16 protein-coding genes are annotated in these 16,461 nt (G+C 60.3%); 4 read left to right on the forward strand and 12 right to left on the reverse strand.

Going from position 1 to position 16,461, the window contains the following annotated elements:
• Positions 1-331 precede the first annotated feature (331 nt).
• From NKJ55_RS09615 to NKJ55_RS09625, 3 genes are all read right to left on the reverse strand, one after another.
• Positions 332-565, reverse strand: a complete 234-nt coding sequence (locus tag NKJ55_RS09615) for a Trm112 family protein (protein ID WP_023675609.1) — start codon at positions 563-565, stop codon at positions 332-334.
• 292 nt (positions 566-857) lie between these two features.
• A complete protein-coding gene (locus NKJ55_RS09620; RefSeq protein WP_352449685.1) occupies positions 858-2,141 on the reverse strand; it encodes a hypothetical protein in 1,284 nt (427 codons plus the stop codon).
• Positions 2,142-2,229: 88 nt separating this feature from the next.
• A complete protein-coding gene (locus tag NKJ55_RS09625; protein WP_352449686.1) occupies positions 2,230-2,940 on the reverse strand; it encodes an AAA family ATPase in 711 nt (236 codons plus the stop codon).
• Between the two features lie 425 nt (positions 2,941-3,365).
• On the opposite strand from NKJ55_RS09625, the gene NKJ55_RS09630 reads away from it, so the two are divergent.
• From NKJ55_RS09630 to NKJ55_RS09640, 3 genes are all read left to right on the forward strand, one after another.
• On the forward strand, positions 3,366-4,187 hold the full coding sequence (locus NKJ55_RS09630) for a class I SAM-dependent methyltransferase (protein ID WP_352449687.1): 822 nt from the start codon (positions 3,366-3,368) through the stop codon (positions 4,185-4,187).
• Between the two features lie 94 nt (positions 4,188-4,281).
• On the forward strand, positions 4,282-5,391 hold the full coding sequence (locus NKJ55_RS09635) for an acyltransferase family protein (protein WP_352449688.1): 1,110 nt from the start codon (positions 4,282-4,284) through the stop codon (positions 5,389-5,391).
• Positions 5,392-6,055: 664 nt separating this feature from the next.
• Entirely contained in the window at positions 6,056-8,011 is a 1,956-nt protein-coding gene (locus NKJ55_RS09640) for a calcium-binding protein (RefSeq protein ID WP_352449689.1), read from the forward strand.
• A gap of 204 nt (positions 8,012-8,215) precedes the next feature.
• Here the strand turns inward: NKJ55_RS09640 and NKJ55_RS09645 are convergent, their stop codons facing one another.
• Together NKJ55_RS09645 and NKJ55_RS09650 are read right to left on the reverse strand one after the other, a co-directional pair.
• Entirely contained in the window at positions 8,216-9,154 is a 939-nt protein-coding gene (locus tag NKJ55_RS09645) for an aldo/keto reductase (protein ID WP_352449690.1), read from the reverse strand.
• Positions 9,155-9,164: 10 nt separating this feature from the next.
• Complete coding sequence (locus tag NKJ55_RS09650) at positions 9,165-9,320, reverse strand: YjiS-like domain-containing protein (protein WP_156937304.1); 156 nt, start codon at positions 9,318-9,320, stop codon at positions 9,165-9,167.
• A 235-nt stretch (positions 9,321-9,555) separates the two neighbouring features.
• On the opposite strand from NKJ55_RS09650, the gene NKJ55_RS09655 reads away from it, so the two are divergent.
• Positions 9,556-10,425, forward strand: a complete 870-nt coding sequence (locus tag NKJ55_RS09655; RefSeq protein ID WP_352449691.1) for a LysR family transcriptional regulator — start codon at positions 9,556-9,558, stop codon at positions 10,423-10,425.
• A gap of 329 nt (positions 10,426-10,754) precedes the next feature.
• Here the strand turns inward: NKJ55_RS09655 and NKJ55_RS09660 are convergent, their stop codons facing one another.
• The 7 genes from NKJ55_RS09660 to NKJ55_RS09690 all read right to left on the reverse strand — a co-directional run bounded on the left by NKJ55_RS09660 (position 10,755) and on the right by NKJ55_RS09690 (position 16,102).
• Positions 10,755-11,396, reverse strand: coding sequence for an MBL fold metallo-hydrolase (locus NKJ55_RS09660; RefSeq protein WP_352449692.1), 642 nt, complete (start codon positions 11,394-11,396; stop codon positions 10,755-10,757).
• 185 nt (positions 11,397-11,581) lie between these two features.
• Entirely contained in the window at positions 11,582-11,773 is a 192-nt protein-coding gene (locus tag NKJ55_RS09665; RefSeq protein WP_352449783.1) for a YdeI/OmpD-associated family protein, read from the reverse strand.
• A gap of 63 nt (positions 11,774-11,836) precedes the next feature.
• Complete coding sequence (locus NKJ55_RS09670) at positions 11,837-12,631, reverse strand: helix-turn-helix domain-containing protein (protein ID WP_352449693.1); 795 nt, start codon at positions 12,629-12,631, stop codon at positions 11,837-11,839.
• 75 nt (positions 12,632-12,706) lie between these two features.
• Positions 12,707-13,051 (reverse strand): hypothetical protein, encoded by a 345-nt coding sequence (locus NKJ55_RS09675; RefSeq protein ID WP_352449694.1) that lies wholly within the window; start codon positions 13,049-13,051, stop codon positions 12,707-12,709.
• Positions 13,052-13,197: 146 nt separating this feature from the next.
• Positions 13,198-13,968 (reverse strand): type 1 glutamine amidotransferase domain-containing protein, encoded by a 771-nt coding sequence (locus NKJ55_RS09680; protein ID WP_352449695.1) that lies wholly within the window; start codon positions 13,966-13,968, stop codon positions 13,198-13,200.
• Positions 13,965-15,464: an aldehyde dehydrogenase family protein gene (locus tag NKJ55_RS09685; protein ID WP_352449696.1), complete on the reverse strand. Its 1,500-nt coding sequence runs from the start codon at positions 15,462-15,464 to the stop codon at positions 13,965-13,967. Before NKJ55_RS09685 ends, NKJ55_RS09680 begins: the two co-directional genes overlap by 4 nt.
• Positions 15,461-16,102 carry an NADPH-dependent F420 reductase gene (locus NKJ55_RS09690; protein ID WP_352449697.1) on the reverse strand — a complete coding sequence of 214 codons (642 nt, stop codon included), beginning with the start codon at positions 16,100-16,102 and terminating at the stop codon, positions 15,461-15,463. The genes NKJ55_RS09685 and NKJ55_RS09690 overlap by 4 nt, the downstream gene beginning before the upstream one ends.
• Between the last annotated feature and the right edge of the window lie 359 nt (positions 16,103-16,461).

Genomic DNA, 16,461 nt, shown 5'->3' on the forward strand with positions numbered 1-16,461 from the left:
CTCCTGACCGTTCGCTGTAGCCCGATCGCGCGAAGTGGCCGGCCCTTGAATTTGCTTTCATGGTGTTGGTTTCGCTACCCATCTCGCCCAGGTCACGGTAGGGGCAGGTCTTGTCACTGTCCTCGTCTGTTTAAATGACGCAAACCCCTGTCCCGGCAGCGGGCCGCCGTACCCAGCCGGTTCAGGTCGCCGCGCCTTGCATCAAAGAGGTCGGCACTGCCCGGGTGCCGAGCGCAGAGTGGTCCGCAGACAAACGGCTCGCGCTCCGCGGCACACTTTCCTGTCATTGCTGGCTGTCGTCGGAAAGCCGCCTACTTTAGCGCGGCTCCCATCATCGTCTGGATGCGCGAAGTTTGACCACGCGGGAGGTGATCGTCCGTGCCTCCGAGGCTAGCAGGATTGGAATGCCGTCGCGAACCGGATAGGCCAGTCCTGCGCTCTTCGAAACGAGTTCATCGCGATCCGAATCCCAGGCAAGTGAGCCCTTGGTCATTGGGCATACCAACCATTCTAACAACTCAGGGTTGAAAGAGGCATTCTCTTCGGCTCGCTTATCCGTATCCATCTGCTGTTCCTTTCTCGGCGGTGACATCAACAGTGTGCTCCGGCGCGAGCGCCCTTGGCGATACAAGCCGTCACCCGACGTCATCGCTGTAATTCGTAGGATTCCGGCAAGGCTCATAAGCCTTGCAAACTGCACAATCACGCTAGGTGCAGGCTTGGCCACTGTCGTCGTCCGTTTGAATGAATCGACATCGAACGGAGCCGTATGGCGGCGAAGTTGAACGTGAGGCGTTAAAAGCGTGAATGGAGCAAGCACGATCGGCGATATCGCCATAGGCGACCGGAAGGTTTCGTTATTGAAGACCGCTCGCGGCTAATGCTCTCGAGCCGGTGTCTGATCCTTCCGGCCAGTCAATACGGGCGACGAAATCGTAAACCGGCCCGCCGGGTACTCCCCAATTGCTTGACCAGATCACCTGTGAACCGTCCGGGGACGGCGAGGCGTGGGTCTCACTCCAGTAGTCGAATGGAACGTTCTTCGTCTGCACAATGCGCCGGACCTCTCCGCTGCCGTCGATGCGCAACGCGATGACTTCCCGCGCATACGGCGCCCAAGCCGGATATTTCGATACTTCGTCCGGATTGCCCGAATAGGTAAGGAACACCCAACCGGGCCTGTCCAGCGACCTGAGCGATGCATGCTGTGCTTCACCATATCTCATGAGCGAGGTGACTTTCCCATCTGACAGCCTTCGCTTGATCACCTGGTATATGTCTGGATCGGACTTACTGATCCCCACATAGATTTCGCTGCCGTCGGCATCGACGGTCATGTCGCCATGGCCAGGCCGATGATGCTCAGTCCATTTCTGGCGCAGAACGCCGTCAACAGAAAAGATGAACGTCTGTTCAGTGTCGTCTTTCAGGTTCTGAATGCATAAGATGTTGACGCCCAGCGGCGAGATTGAGCAGGCGCCGTTGGCTCCGACAAGCTGTGCGAGATCGATTTCCGGAAATTTCCGCCGCTGTCTGAGATCGTAGGCAAAGACGACCGCTTTGCCGTCCCGGCGAACCGCGCGTACGGCAATACGGCTGCCATCACGGCTTGGATTACCTTTGTATGGCCCGAACTGGAGATTGCTACTGTCAGCCGAAACAAACAGGACCTCCTCATGATTGGTGCGTGGCGCCCAGGTCGAGATTTTCCGACCACCGACGCAGATCATCAGGTCGGGATCGTGAGGATGCCATTCGCATTCGGTCGATCGATCACGGCGAAAAAGCGGGGCGTAGGTGCGCCCATCCAGGAAGCATAAGCCGCCGCAGCCGTTGCTGATGACAAGAAGGCTCTGATCCGAATTCCAGGCCTGGGCGCTCGAATAGCGGTGGCTGCAATATTTGCTCCCGCATGCGATGCCGGCGCCGAGGATTCCGGGTTTGGTTATTCGGGTGAAAGTTGTGCCAAATGCCGCATCCTTCGCGGCGTGCAGGTAATCCGGCAGGTCCATGGCTACCGGCGCGACGAACTTTGTCGATGCGACGTCCTCTCCACTCACCGCCCCGTGGATAACTATGGATATCGCGCTGACAGCAGCTAACGTCAACGCCAAGGCAGTCTGGTAGCGAGAAAAGCGCATGTCATGTCAACTCGCGCGGTTCCTTTTCAATAATTCGATTTTCCATATTATTGGATATCTCTTGTCGACGCTTCAAAACCGCATCTCTCTAAGCTTCAACTCTTTTAAATTTCGCCCGCGTCGCGCCGAACTTGTCGACTACTCCACGCGCTATCATTTCTGTGGCGGCTGTGAGCCCGTTCGAATCTAAACTTTCGACGCAAGTTGTTGGCACGGGAAACGATCCAAGTTGTTCCCCAATGAGATTAACGTGGTCAATATGATCAAGACTGCTCTGCAGATCGACTTCGAGGAACTTCTGAATGATACCGAGGTTACGCCGGCGTTCCTTCAGACGGACCTCTAGAATTTCCCTTGGCGCCTGCAATCGGACAAGCAGATCCGGTTTGGGTAGAAGCTCGAGCGCGCGCGACACCCTTTCACGATCCGTTATGCCGCTGAACAAAACCAGTGAACATACGAATTGCACCATACCCTGGTCAAAAATTGAGATCGTGTCATTGGACGCTATTGCCGCGCGCCAAGCTTGAAGAAGAGCTTCAAGATGCCAGTTCAGGCGAGCCGCCCACAGCTCATTCTTGGGTGGAAGAATCTTAAGCACTTCTGCACCGAGAGAACGCTGTCCGATCCACTTTGAATGCAAGCCGGAGACCAGTTTGAAGGCGGCCCTTCTAACCGGATGTCGGCGGTCACCGGTCTGCAAAACAACACAGTAGCCCTGAGCTCGCAAAACGTGCACCAGCTCGGACGCTAACGTCGTCTTACCAGCACCGGACGGCCCAAATAGCTCCAAGATCATCTTTCAATCCAGACTGAGGGAAGCCTACTGGCAGTGACGTCATGTCCATTTGCTGAAGCGAACGCCCATCTCTTCCTGGGATGTCTAGCCGACGAGCCAGGAATCCGCGCCATCCGTATGAATGACGGTGTGGTCACGTTAGGATATCGACGGACGCCAAAATCGTGAACGGAAGGAGTGCGTTTCGGTCACTATCCTTCCGGATTGCCTACCGTCCGTTTACCGTTCCGTCTCCGAAAGGGGTGTGCAGTAGCCCTATTCCCCAGCACACTTCCGCGAGGGCGCGGCAGTCATGAGTTCGGCATGTCTCATCCGTTCGAGGGATGCGAGACACCCAGCCTTCTGGAAACCTTCTCTGTGATGGACGCAGCCAACTGGCCGTTTATCCCCTCTATCGCCAATAGGGCAGCTTGGTCGGCTATCCAATGAACGTGTCGGACAAAAATCTTCGATCTCATCTGCAGGAGAAATCGTATGAAAGCAGGCATATGAGCGAGAACCTCGAGCCACATCAGACGGCAGCGGCAAATACGGCTATACCTGCCAATTACAACGCCAAGGTCGCGGCAGTCGCGGCCTATGAGCTCCCGACAAAACAGAGATATCAAGATCCGGGTTTTGCGAGCTGGTACCTGAACGGCTATGCAGGCCGGTTGAAGCTGTCCACCGTTGCGTCATACGTCATTGCGCGACGGGAGCAACGCTGCGTCGCCAAGGCGCTGGAGAGGTGCAGCCCGCCTCCATCTCAGGTGCTCGATATCCCATGCGGAACCGGGAAGCTGGCCGGCGTGCTGGGCCAGCATAATTGTCGGGTGCTGGCTGCAGACATTTCAATGGAAATGATGGCCTTGGCTAAATCAGCATATGAAGGTCAATCCGGATTTCGGGGATTCATCCGATGTGACGTGACGCAGCTGCCGTTCGCCGACGAAAGCTTTGACACGGTGGTCTGCCTTCGCCTCATTCACCTTATCCCGCCACATCTCAGGCGCGACATTATCATTGAGCTCGCGCGCGTTGCCAGCCGTCGCCTGATCGTATCCTACGGCCTTGGCACCCGCCTCCAGAGAATACGGCTAAGGCTGCGGAAGATGATCACCGGAAGGATGTCGGCGCCTCATCCCGTCAATCTCACCGTTGCACGACAGGATTTCGCGGCGGCGGGGCTCAAGCTGGTACGCTCTTTTAGCGTCCTGCGGTTCCTGTCCTGCGAGCAGCTGTTCGTACTTGAGAAGGTAAAGGCTTGACCTGCCGCCGGTTTGCAGTCTTCGCGTTAGCACTGGTATTGCGGATCAGGCCGCTGATGGGTGTCAAAAGCTGAAACGGCTGTGGGAGGTAGCTGTGGAACCGGCAGGCAAGGCCATTCCGGCGCGCATGGCATCACTCGACCTGCTGCGCCTGGCTGCAGCCCTCGCGGTCGTGCTCTTTCACTATCTTTTTGGCGGCGCGATCGCGGGCAATCTCGACGTGGAATATCCTGCCGCAGCACCTTACGCCATCTACGGCTATCTCGGCGTCAATCTGTTTTTCCTGATCAGCGGTTTCGTCATCGCGTGGTCGGCCGAAGGTCGAACCTGGCAGGAATTCGCGGTCGCCCGCTTCGCCCGGCTTTATCCCGGATTCCTCGTCTGCATGACCGCGACGTTTGTTGTTCTCGTCGTCGCCAAAGATCAGCGTTTTCCGACCGATGTTCCAACCTATGTAGCCAATCTTTCCATGTTCGCCCGCCTCTTCGGCAGGCCGTCCATGGATGGCGTCTACTGGTCGATCATGCTCGAGATCCTGTTTTACGGCTGGGTTGCAGTGCTGATCTTTGCCGGCGCCTTTCAGCGCTGGAAAATACCCATCGCGGCCATCTGGCTCGCAATTTCGGCGACCAACGAGTTCTTCTTTGGGAACCCGGTGATACGCATTCTCTTCATTACAAACTATGCGCCTTTGTTTGCCGCGGGCATCCTCGCGGAAGACATCGTTGCAAGGGGCCGTTCACCGGCTGCGTTCCTGTTTCTTGCCGTCGCGTTCCTGGTGTCTTGCCAGACCGCAATGTTCTCTCATAACTGGATGCAGGAGCACTTTGGCGCAGCCATTTCGTATCCTGCTCTCTTCACCGCCAACATGGTGGTCTACGGAGTCTTCGCTGGCGCGATATTGCTCCGCTCCGTGATTGCTCCATCCAAGGCTATCATGATGCTCGGAGGGTTGACTTATCCGCTGTATCTTTTGCACCAGTATATCGGCTACATTTCGCTTAACGCGCTGGCGCCTCATGTCGGCAAGAACGCCGCATTCTTCGTCGTGTTGGCCGGGGTCCTCCTTGCCTCTTTTATCGTCTGGCGCTTCATCGAGACGCCGGTACGCAAGCCGCTCGTCCGCGCCCTGGTGTCTGGGATATATCGCTTTGCACCAGCCTCGCGGCCAATCCGGCAAACCTCTTCCGCGCGAACGTCATGATCAGGAGCTTTCGGCGGATGCCGCAGAAGATGTTTGAGTCCAACCGCCGCCTCGCGGAAAAGGCAACTGGGTAGCCCCACGACGCCTGCGCAAGCGAATACATGATCTGTGGGTCAATCCGCAGGCGAGCAGCAGGCCGGCGATCAGGCGAGACAGCACCGGGGTTCCTTCCAAGCCGCCGATGTTGCACGGCACCGCTGTTGCGGCAATGCCGGCTGCGAGGCGCATTCGCATTTCGGAGAGGCGCCGTCTAGATCGGCAGCTTCGTCGATTGCGTCACATTTTGTTCTTGCTTTGTGCCGGCAGCTATGCTAGTAATTTGGCTACGGTGCAGATTCGCACTGACGACCCGCCGGTAGGCGGGTTTTGTTTTTGGTCTGGTTTTCAGATTTCCCGGCCGTCCTGCGTCGGACGGCTTCTCGACCGCGCCATTCGAGCCAAGCTCCACACGGTCGGATCAAGTCAGCCGAGTCTTATCCCGAATAGAACCATCCTTGGCTGGTCGTCGATACCGTTGCGGAAACGAGTTCGAAGGGAGCGCCCCTCCAACGCTCAATCCTACTTCAAACCTCAATATTTCTGTCAGAGGGTGTCGGTATGTGATTTGGCGCTAATATACGCCGTCTGTAAGTAGGCACGGTCGAAACAGAAAAAGGAATATTGGATGACAACTCTGCATTACACGTCAGGTGGATCGGGCACGGAAATTGCGCAAGCCGGATTCAATCTGGCCGACGTTTCATCTGTTGACCAACTCAATGCGCTGCCGGACGGTATGAAGGGCTTGGTCTACCTCAACGAAACCGACGGAGCGACGTCGTCCTTTATCGACAAGATCACGCCTTTCATCGGCAATCCGAAGCTGTTCGGATTCTTCCTGGTCGACGAGCCGGATCCCACCGGCCAATGGGGCACCTACGCCTCCGCCGCGAATCTGAAGGCAGAATCCGACTGGATTCACGCCAATGTGCCGGACGCCAAGACCTACATCACGATGATGAGCTTGGGGACGTCCGCGAATCCGGATTTTTCGAACACGTACAATCCCGCCAATACCGGTATCGATTACTACGGCGTGGATGTCTATCCTGTCCGCACGGATGGCGCGGTCGACTATAACATGATCGACAAATTCGTCGCTGCCGCTCAGGCATCGGGCATCCCGACGAGCAAGATCATTCCAGGCTACCAGACGTTTGGCGGTGGCGACTATAACACCGACATGGGTGGCAAATATGTCGTGCCCACCGCCGCCCAGATGGAAACCATGATGGACCACTGGGCCAAGCTGGTTCCGTCACCCGCCTTCGAGTACGCGTACGCCTGGGGTTCACAGCGAGGCGACACCGCGCTTGAGAGCTCCCCGGAACTGCAGGCCGTTTTCCGGCAACACAATCTCAGCACCGCCGGGACTGCTCCTTCCGAAGCTGCGGCCACCGATCCCATTTCTACGGCGACGGTCCCTTCCGAGGCCACCACCGGCGATAGCACCTCGACTGTCACCGCTCCTTCTGAAGCCACCTCCAGCGGCGGCACCTCGACCGCCACAGCCCCGGCCGAAGCCACCTCCAGCGGCGGCACCTCGACCGCCACCGCCCCTTCTGAAGCCACCTCCAGCGGCAGCACCTCGACCGCCACAGCCCCGGCCGAGACGATCACCGGCGGCAGCACCTCGACTGCCACCGCCCCTTCCGAAGCCACCACCGGCGATAGCAATCATGGCAAGACCACGCTTTCGCATCTCCTCGCCGGCAACGGCGGTTCGACTACTACCGCCGCCTCCGGCGCTACCGCCAGCGATGGCAGTCATGGCAAGACCGCGCTATCGCACCTCCTCGCCAGCGACGGCAGTTCGACTACTACCGCCGCCTCCGGCGCTACCGCCAGCGATGGCAGTCATGGCAAGACCGCGCTGTCGCCCCTCCTCGCCAGCGACGGCAGTTCGACTGATACCGCCGCCTCTGGCGCTATCACCAGCGATGGCAGCCATAGCAAGACCGCGCTTTCTCACCTCCTCGCCAGCGACGGCAGTTCGACTGCTACCGCCGCGTCCGGTACCACCACCAGCGATGGCAGTCATGACAAGACCGCGCTTTCTCACCTCCTCGCCAGCGATGGCAGTTCGACTGACACCACCCACGATAATGCCGGCGACAAGGTAAGCGAGGGCAGCAGCGTTGACCGTATATTGGCCTCGTTGAGCCATTCTCTTTCGGCCGGCTCGGAACTTCTCCCGACCAACGATCCATCCGACAAGACGGCAACCAGCCTGATCCGCCACGGATTCGCGCAAACCGTCCAGCCCGATGAAAGTGTGGGCGCCCAGGCAAAAAACGGCGCCGCCGCCGAGATCATGTCTGGCCACGGAGGCAACGATGCCTTCTACTTCAGCAAGCTTCAGGACAAGCTCCACCTCGATCAAGCCGCTCTTACCGAGCTTAAGTCGGGCGGGCTTTCATTGCATACTTCCCCTGCTGGTACGGCCACGGATGATGGTTCCCACCACATCATCTTTGACAGCTCAACCGGGTCGCTCTCTCTCGACAGCGACGCGGTCGGCGGCGCAACTCAAGCGCAGCTCGCTACCCATCTCCCGTTGCAGCATCACTCTTTGATCTGAAAACCGGAGCGGCGGACCTTCAACTCGAGCGTGTCCGCCGCTCCGTCCGTGTTCAATTGCGCCACGGAAGCTTGACTAAGAAAAATGCGATATCGGCAGACATCAGAGAGATCGAAGTTGGTCGCATTATCGCCAATGCGAATTCCGGATTCACCACACCCTACGCAGTCTCGGCAATTTTCAGCACTGCGTCGATCTCGGCCATCACCGTTGCCGGCAGCGGCCCTTTCTCCAGCGCACCGAGATTGTCCTCGACCTGCTCGGGCCGCGTGAAGCGGGAACCGGCAAGGCGATTGCCGACTTGGCGAGTATCCAGCCGAGCGCGCCTTGCGCAAACGTGCGTCCGCCCGAGCTGAGCAGGTCGCGGATTGCCGAGAGCCTTGACAGATAATGCGGGTTGGCGGCGCCATCCCTGAAAAACACCATCCATTCGGCATTCCCGCCGCGCACATCGTTGGTGGGCAGCCGCATGGCCGGCGTGTATTTGCCGGTGAGCAGCCCCATTGCCAGCGGCACCCGGCTGAACGAGACGAGGTTCTCGCGCGCCGCAACGGCCATCAGCTCGTTCGCCGGGGTAAACACATTGAAGTCGTTCTCTACGGCGACGAACCCCTCGCGCGGCGCGTAGGCGGCAAGCCGTTCGCGGTGATCGGTGCTCCAGCCGAAGCCGCCGATCTTGCCCTCCTGGCGCAACAGGCCGAGCGTATCGAACACCTCGCCGGCGCGCTCGATCGGATACTCGTTGATATGTAGCAGCACGACGTCGATACAATCCCGCTGCAGGCGCTGCCGCGAATTGTCGATCGATGTCCGGATTGCCGCGGCAGAGGCATCCTCGGGTGCGATCTTACGCGTTTCGGGATCGCCGAAATAGCCGACCTTGGTGACGATGACGGCTTCGTCCTTACCCCTCAACGCCCGCCCGAGGATCAGTTCGGCATTGCCGGCGCCGTAGGCGGCAGCCGTGTCGAACACCCGCGCGCCGATCTCATAAGCCATCGCCAGCGCGGCTTGCGACCTGATATCGTCGACCTCGCCATAGATTGTCGCCGTGTCACGCCAACGCGCGGGGCCACCTGCCGCCCAGGTGCCGATGCCGATGCGCGGTACCGAGCGGCCATCCCAAAGCATCATCATCTGCATGCCCGGCTCCTCAACGACGCAAGCTGGCGTGGCGGGCACGCTCGCGGATCTCTTCGCGAGAAATGCCGGCGTCCGCCAGTGTGCTGTCCCGGGCCTGCCTCAAACTCGCAAGCGTCTGGCGATAGGCAATCCAGCGGGCGAAACGGTATCGAAGTTCATCCAACATGATCGTCTCCTTTGGTACGCAGAATGCCTGCGCGCCTGGGTTGGTCGGAAGCGCAAAACCTCTGCGCCAATCGCATGCGCGATCGAAAGGGTTCAGTTCGCTTCTTGGCCAGCCGAGGCGCTTGTCCCTGTCCCGCCAGGCAGGATTGTCCAACGCCTCCAATGCCTGCATACTTGCGCACGATGCCCGCTTTGCGCTACAGCCACGGTCGCAAGGAGTTTTTCATTTCTGCAAAATGGATATCGGCTGGGACGATCTGAGGTTGTTTCTCGACGTTGCGCGGCTGGGTGGCTTGAGCGCAGCGACGGGAACCACGCGCCTCAGCGCAGCCACCCTTGGACGACGCGTCACCGCGCTCGAAAAGCAGATCGGCGAACCGCTGTTCGTGCGCCAGCAGACCGGCTACCGGCTGACCCCGGTCGGCGAGGAACTGCTGCGGCGCGCCGAAGACGTCGAGGCGGCAATGCAGTCGCTGACCCGCTGGCGCGAGGGAAACCTGCCCGACCGCATTGTCCGCGTCTCGGCCGGGCCATGGACCTCGGCCTTCGTTTCCGCCCATATCGGCGATATCTGGACGGTCGATGACGGCATAAGGGTAGAGCTTGTCACCACCACCGACCGGGTTGACATCGGCCGCCGTGCCGCCGACATCGGCATCCGCAGCGAGCGCCCGACCGAGCAGTGGCTGGCCGGCCGTCAGAGCGGCAAGGTCGCCCACGCCATTTATTCCGGACGTCACCTGATCAACGGCATCGCCGCCGGATTGTTCGTCGGCGTCACCGGCGAAGGCGCAAACATTGCCTCGGCGCGCTGGCTGCAAGCCCATCACGGCGACCGCATCGCCGTACGCGGCAACAACACCCATTCGGTGCGCGAACTGGTGGCCGCCGGCGCCGGCCTTTCGGTCTTTCCGTGCTTCGTCGGTGACGGCGATCCGCGGCTGGTTCGCGTTGCTCAGCCTATCCCCGAACTTGAAACCGACCAATGGATCGTCACCCATCACGAGGAACGTCACTCCCCGCCGGTACGGAAAGTCGCCGACCGGATTGCCGCCTTGATGCGGGGGCACCAGCCGCTGTTTCGCGGCGAGACGCCGATCCGGTAAGCCTCAGGCAGATCGGCCGCCAGTGGATCAAGAATCAGATATTTTGGTGGGCCGGACGATGGTACCGCCGCCGTTGAGGACGCCGGAGTGCGGCGCGCTGCTCGTCGAGATCCTTGCCTTGGGCGAAGAGAGCGGTATAAACCGACCAGCACAGGGCCGCCTATCCGGTCACTCGTCCTCCTGCCGGCTCATAGCCGTATGCTTCGCCCTTACGCACCACGCGACCGATGCCCGGCCAGCCAAGGTGCGCGCCGGCGATCCACGTCCCCGCCTCGGCCGCGTCACTGAAAACCTTTAGGCGGGTTGCGCGCGCGGTCAGCTGATCGTCGTCATAGCCCCAACTGAACGCGGGATTGCCGAACTGCAAGGCCGGCACATGAACGATGTCCCCGAAGAATAGGAAACGGTCCTCGTCCGTGTCGAACGTGGTAGCCAGTATGACCGGCAGCATGACCGGGCAAGGCGACCGCCCTCAATCGCTCACCCACCTGGTCGCCATTCTGGACAGGCTTCAGCAGGGGCCGGAACTGCGCAAGGTGCGCGTAAACGAAAAAGCTCCCCACAGCCGCCTCGGAAATTACGATCGCCTTCAAGTTTGGAAAGAGCACTCGGCCGTCGGGGGTCAAAAGTCCGTGCACATGATCCTGATGGGCGTGGGTGAGCGCCAAGACCGTGATCGAAGCCGGGTCGATCTTGGCTTCCGCCATGGCCTGCTCAAGACGCCCCACTGTCGGGGCCCAGCCCCCTCCTCCGCTGTCGATCAGAACGCCGTCAACGCCTGGACCTGCCAGCGCGAAGCAATTGACAGACAGGCGAAGCGCCCCTGCCAACGCAGCTTGCGGCACCGGATTATCCTGCGGGTCCCGCAGAAGGTCCGCCGGCATCTCGATGTAACCGTCCGAGAGCGACCAGACGCGCCACCTTCCTGACGTGCTGCCGAGCACGTTATTGGTTTGCGATGTCACGATCATATGGCCACCTGCCGCAAACGAAAATGGAGGATAGGTTCGATTGTCACTATTTGGCTCTCTGCATCCTCTGCGCAAAAACGTGGGGAAATCGATGAAGATCAATGCGGAAAGCACCCGATCTCGATAGGCCACGGATCGGAAGATGATCGTTGACGGATCTGCTAGCTTCGCGGCGATGCCAGCTCTTATTGCATTCCCATGTAGATTCCTCCCTTCGTAAGCTCGTCAATCATCTGATTTATGCGCTTTCGGCGTGTTTCCGGGTGACGGGCGCGCTCGATCCAATGCAAGTAATCATTGCGCTGATAGGGAGGCCGTTGCTCGAAAGCAGTTATCAGATTTGCGGCCTCGAGCGCTGCACGCAAACTGTCGGGCATCTTAGCCAACGGACGTTTCAGCAACTCACATCTCCGCCATTCGATGCTGGAATAGATCACAAGTCAGCCGTCGCGCCTGCGAGACCGCAGCCGGCCTGGCGACAGCCCTTTCAATCGGGTCACGACGCGATTCATATGGGCCTGGTGAGTGAAACCCGCGTGCTGAGCAATCTCGGCCAGCGGCAGATCGCTATTTTCCAAAAGCTCGACCGCGCGATCAACGCGGCGGCGTAAAATGAATTGATGTGCCGGCAATTGCGTCGCCTCGCGAAAGGCGGCGGTGAAGGCGCGTCGTGGTATTCCCGCGATTCCGGCAAGATGGTCGATCGACACCCCCTTTTCCAGATCGCCGTCAATCGTAGCGAGGACCCGGTCGAACCGCTGCGAGGTTAGGACCGGAGACTTCTGCTGCCGCTGGCGTGCATGCCCGAGACGGAGCAGGTTCGCGAAAACCAGGCCCAGCGCCCATTCGCGGACGATCGGGTTGGCTGGCGAGTCGCCTTCGAGGCGTCGGCACAACTCGGCCACCAGCGAATCGCGTATCGGTCGATCGGTCAGGATGACCAGGTCCTCGGGGGTCCCGCCTGCCGATACCAGGAGCCTTGACGCCAGCGCGGAGTCAACGGTGATCATCGTCAGCTCTCGCGGCTCCTCGATCTTGAACCGCGTGGCACGCTCGGGAAGACTGAGCAGCAGGTCGCCGGGGCGGGTGAAAACGCGCCGCAGCCCGCGGCCAAGATCGATCTCTGCATAGGATGAACCGCTGCGAATCACTCGCAGCTGAACGACTCCGGCCGGCGCGTGGCGATAGTCGCCGGCAGGAAAGAACAACCTCTTTGCACTTGCCGCGGTCACCATCGTTGTACCGGGCGTCCGGACGCAAGTTCCTCCAGGACTTCGATGATCGATCGCCGCATCCTCGATCCTTGATGCCTACACTTTTGCCCGTTTGACTGGTCCACCAGGCGCATCATTTGCCAGGGCAGTCAGTTCACCAATCCGGGGCACAAAGATGTTGTGCAGTGTCTGGGTCATAATGCTCATTTCACGCTGAACTTGCAGTTCCTGTGCGGCGGGAAACAATGTGTCCTGCAAGAAGAGCTCCAGGCCTGCCTTGTCGTCCCATATCTCGATGATGCGATAACCATCGTCTGTGGCATGCGCGATGTGCTGGTAGATGCCGCCAGCGGGCCGCCTCTCCACGCCGATCCGATCGAGGATGCGGCTATAATCTTCGGCCGTCAGGCCGGCAATATCAAGTGTCGTCACTACGGCCATGGTTCATCCCCGCTGCTGATAGTGGTTGTTTGAGGTGGAGTTCTTGGACGGACCCCGGATCCTACTGGGCCGATGTCGTTTGGCATCGCCCGCCCTGACGGCGAGTTTGTCTCCCGAACTTCACCGACAGGAGCGGTCTTTGATCCTCAGCCACCGAGCGCCTCGATGACAAGACGGGCGGTCGCCGCTCCGGAGAAGTTCTGCTGGCCGGTGATCAAATTGCCGTCGCGCACGGCAAAATCGCGCCACAGCCCGGCCTGAATATAGTTCGCGCCGAGCGCACGCATCTCATCCTCGATCCGCCATGGCATCAGATGCGTACCGTGCGGCAGCGCGCCCATCTCCCAGACGGCATTGTCGGCGAAGTCCTCCTCGACATTGGCGAACCCCGTAACAGTGCGCCCTTTGGCCAGCAGCTCGCCGGTTGAGAGGCGCGCGTAGCGCAGCAGCGCGACGCCATGACACAAGGCGGCCGCGACCTTGCCGGCCGCGAAAAAGTTGACGAACAGCCGCTGCAGCTCAGTTGCGCCTTCGAAGGTGAACATCGGCGCCTGGCCGCCAGCGACGACGATCGCGTCGAACGCGTCGACCGACAGCTCTGCGATGGGCCGGGTCGTCTCCACCAGCGCCGCCAGTTTCGGCGTCGACAGGAAACCGAGCGAGATCAGATCCCTATCCGAATAGCCGGACGGATCGCGCGGGTCGCTCAACGCATCCGCCTCGCATTTGCCGCCCTCAGGCGAGAAGATCGCGACTTCGTATCCGCGCTCGGTGAAGGCGAGCCAGGGATGAGTTAACTCGCTCCACCAAAACCCGACCGGCCAGCCTGTGGTGGTTGACACAGCCGGGTTTGAAAGGACCATCGCGACGCGCTTTGGACGCAGCGGGTCGAGTGGGTTGGAATCGCGCACGCTCATCGGGCCATCTCGACTGGTTCGCCAAGATTCGCCCAAATCGTCTTGTATTGGGTGTAGCTTTCCCACGCCTCGCGGCCCTGCTCACGGCCATAGCCGCTCATCTTGAAACCTCCGAACGGCGCATTAGGATGGTACTTGTGCCAGCAGTTCAGCCAGACCGTGCCTGCCTTGATCCGGTCGGCGAGCCGCAAGGCGCGGCCGAGATCGCTGGTCTGGATGCCCGAGGCGAGCCCGTAGCTCGTATCGTTGGCGATCCGGATCGCGTCCTCCTCGCTGTCGAATGGAATCACTGGCAAGACAGGGCCGAAAATCTCTTCGCGCGATATCCTTAGGTCGTTGGGCGCATCGGCGAAGATGGTCGGCTCGATGAAGAGGCCCTTGCCGTTCACCTGGCGGGTGCCGCCGCCCGCGGCCAGTCGCGCGGTGCGCTTGCCCTCTTCGACATAGCTCAAGACCTTGTCATACTCGCCCCGCGATGCGATCGGCCCGATCATCGTCGCAGGGTCCAGCGGATCGCCGAGCGTCGCCGACGACGCCATGGCGCTCAGCTTCTCGACGACCTCGTCATAGCAGGCGTGTTCAACCAGCAGGCGCAATCCGGCGACGCAGACTTCGCCCTTGTTCCAGAAGATGCCCCGGAAGGCTGCCTGCATCGCGGCATCGATATCGGCATCGGCGAAAACGATATTGGGACTCTTGCCGCCGAGCTCCATGGTCAGGTGTTTCATCGTCCCGACACCGTTACGCATGATGCCCTGGCCGACGGTGGTCGACCCGGTAAAGGCGATCTTGTCGACGCGGGCATCGTTGACCAGCGCGTCGCCGATGGTGCCGCCCGGGCCGGTTACGAGATTGTAAACGCCTGGCGGCACGCCCGCGTCGAGGATCACTTGCGCCAAGGCGAGGGCCGTCAGGGGCGTGTCGGTCGCAGGCTTGTGAACGACCGTGTTACCCGCCGCGAGTGCCGGCGCGATTTTCGAACAGGACAGCGCGAGGGGAAAATTGAACGGGGTGATCGCAGCGACCACGCCGAGCGGCTCGCGCCGCGTCAGGATCCTGATATTTGGTTCGTAGCTGGTGCGGTAGGCGCCGTCCATCGCGCTCATGGCGAGCCCGCCATGAAAGCGGAACAGTCCTGAGCAGTGCGGCATGATGATATCGCGGAAATCGCGATAGGGCATACCCATATCCATCGCCTCGCGCACCGCGAAATCCTCGGCCCGCTCGTCCATTAGATCGGCGATGCGAAACAGGATTTTAGCGCGCTCCTCATGATGCATCCGCGCCCAGGGTCCTTGCTCGAAAGCCCGCTGCGCGGCCGCGACGGCATCGCTCGTGTCGGTGACGTCCGCCTTCGCAATATCGGTGATCGCCGCGTCCGTGGTCGGATCAAAAGTCGTCGAAGTCTCGCCGCTGACGGCATCGCGCCATTGGCCATCGATCAGCAGACGTCCTACTGGAATCGCCTTGCGCCGCGCGGGTAGATAATCAGTCATGAACCGGTTCCGTCCTGTCGAATGAGATTGAAGGAAATTGTCGGCCCCATCCCGCGCCGATAGGCGAGCTGGACCAATAGCAGCATCATCGGCTCGATCAGGCGCGAGGCCGTGAGATCGCCGACATCGACCGGCATTGTCGGCAGATCGGCGAGAAGCCGGCAAACCGCCGCCTTGGCATCTGCGTCATTGCCGGCGACATAGCTCGTCACCGGATCGCCGTTGAGACGCGGATCATCCCTGTCAAGCAATTCGGCAAAGGTCGGAATGCACTTGACGACAAGGGCGCCCCGCGCGCGCCTCTGAACCTCCTCGCCTACAGACGTAGTAGTGCCTAGCAGCATCGTGGAAAGGTCAGGCGCGACTGCATTGGTATTGTCCCAGACGATCTTGCCCGACAAATCGCCAAGCGCGTCCATCGCCAGCTCGAGAGCCGGCCATGGCGTCGCCAGGGCAATTACGTCGGCCCATCTCGCTACTTCGTCAGGGGCACCGAAGCCAACACGGAGGGTTGCCGCAATTGCGCGCAACTTGCCTTCGTCACGACTGAAGCTGAGGCGAATTTCGTGCCCGGCGAGGCCAAGACATTTCGCCAAGGCCTTCCCGAGCGAGCCTGGTCCGATGATCGCAACTTTCACAACTGCCTCCGGACACGCGATCGGGCTTGCCTAGCATCATTGCGGTCGCGCTTATTTCACGAATTGCCCTTGCACGATCGGGCGCACTCGTCACCTGGGTCGGCGCCAATTGGCATCCGGATCCGCCGCGCGCTCACGCCCTTCCCGAACGTGTCCCTATTGGGCATGTATGTGTGGGCGACCATAGAGCAGGGTGCGATCAGCGGAGGTCCCCAGGGCACAAGCCTGCTCATATTGGTTGACGCTAGATTTTCCTTGCCTAATCCGTCGGCGTTGCGATGACTTTTGTGGCATCAGCATAACGCGATTGCCTGCAAATCCGGGGAAAGGCCGCCTCAGGACGGCTTTCCGGACTGGCA

Source organism: Mesorhizobium sp. M0106, assembly GCF_040322715.1.
Taxonomy (GTDB): domain Bacteria; phylum Pseudomonadota; class Alphaproteobacteria; order Rhizobiales; family Rhizobiaceae; genus Mesorhizobium.

What these genes read in the sequence shown, in the direction of transcription:
- NKJ55_RS09620 (WP_352449685.1), bottom strand. Translation starts at nt 2,141, where the DNA reads ATGCGCTTTTCTCGCTACCAGACTGCCTTGGCGTTGACGTTAGCTGCT.
- NKJ55_RS09630 (WP_352449687.1), top strand. Translation starts at nt 3,366, where the DNA reads ATGAACGTGTCGGACAAAAATCTTCGATCTCATCTGCAGGAGAAATCG.
- NKJ55_RS09655 (WP_352449691.1), top strand. Translation starts at nt 9,556, where the DNA reads ATGGATATCGGCTGGGACGATCTGAGGTTGTTTCTCGACGTTGCGCGG.
- NKJ55_RS09660 (WP_352449692.1), bottom strand. Translation starts at nt 11,396, where the DNA reads ATGATCGTGACATCGCAAACCAATAACGTGCTCGGCAGCACGTCAGGA.
- NKJ55_RS09685 (WP_352449696.1), bottom strand. Translation starts at nt 15,464, where the DNA reads ATGACTGATTATCTACCCGCGCGGCGCAAGGCGATTCCAGTAGGACGT.
- NKJ55_RS09680 (WP_352449695.1), bottom strand. Translation starts at nt 13,968, where the DNA reads ATGAGCGTGCGCGATTCCAACCCACTCGACCCGCTGCGTCCAAAGCGC.
- NKJ55_RS09625 (WP_352449686.1), bottom strand. Translation starts at nt 2,940, where the DNA reads ATGATCTTGGAGCTATTTGGGCCGTCCGGTGCTGGTAAGACGACGTTA.
- NKJ55_RS09665 (WP_352449783.1), bottom strand. Translation starts at nt 11,773, where the DNA reads ATGCCCGACAGTTTGCGTGCAGCGCTCGAGGCCGCAAATCTGATAACT.
- NKJ55_RS09675 (WP_352449694.1), bottom strand. Translation starts at nt 13,051, where the DNA reads ATGGCCGTAGTGACGACACTTGATATTGCCGGCCTGACGGCCGAAGAT.
- NKJ55_RS09645 (WP_352449690.1), bottom strand. Translation starts at nt 9,154, where the DNA reads ATGCAGATGATGATGCTTTGGGATGGCCGCTCGGTACCGCGCATCGGC.
- NKJ55_RS09615 (WP_023675609.1), bottom strand. Translation starts at nt 565, where the DNA reads ATGGATACGGATAAGCGAGCCGAAGAGAATGCCTCTTTCAACCCTGAG.
- NKJ55_RS09670 (WP_352449693.1), bottom strand. Translation starts at nt 12,631, where the DNA reads ATGGTGACCGCGGCAAGTGCAAAGAGGTTGTTCTTTCCTGCCGGCGAC.
- NKJ55_RS09650 (WP_156937304.1), bottom strand. Translation starts at nt 9,320, where the DNA reads ATGTTGGATGAACTTCGATACCGTTTCGCCCGCTGGATTGCCTATCGC.
- NKJ55_RS09640 (WP_352449689.1), top strand. Translation starts at nt 6,056, where the DNA reads ATGACAACTCTGCATTACACGTCAGGTGGATCGGGCACGGAAATTGCG.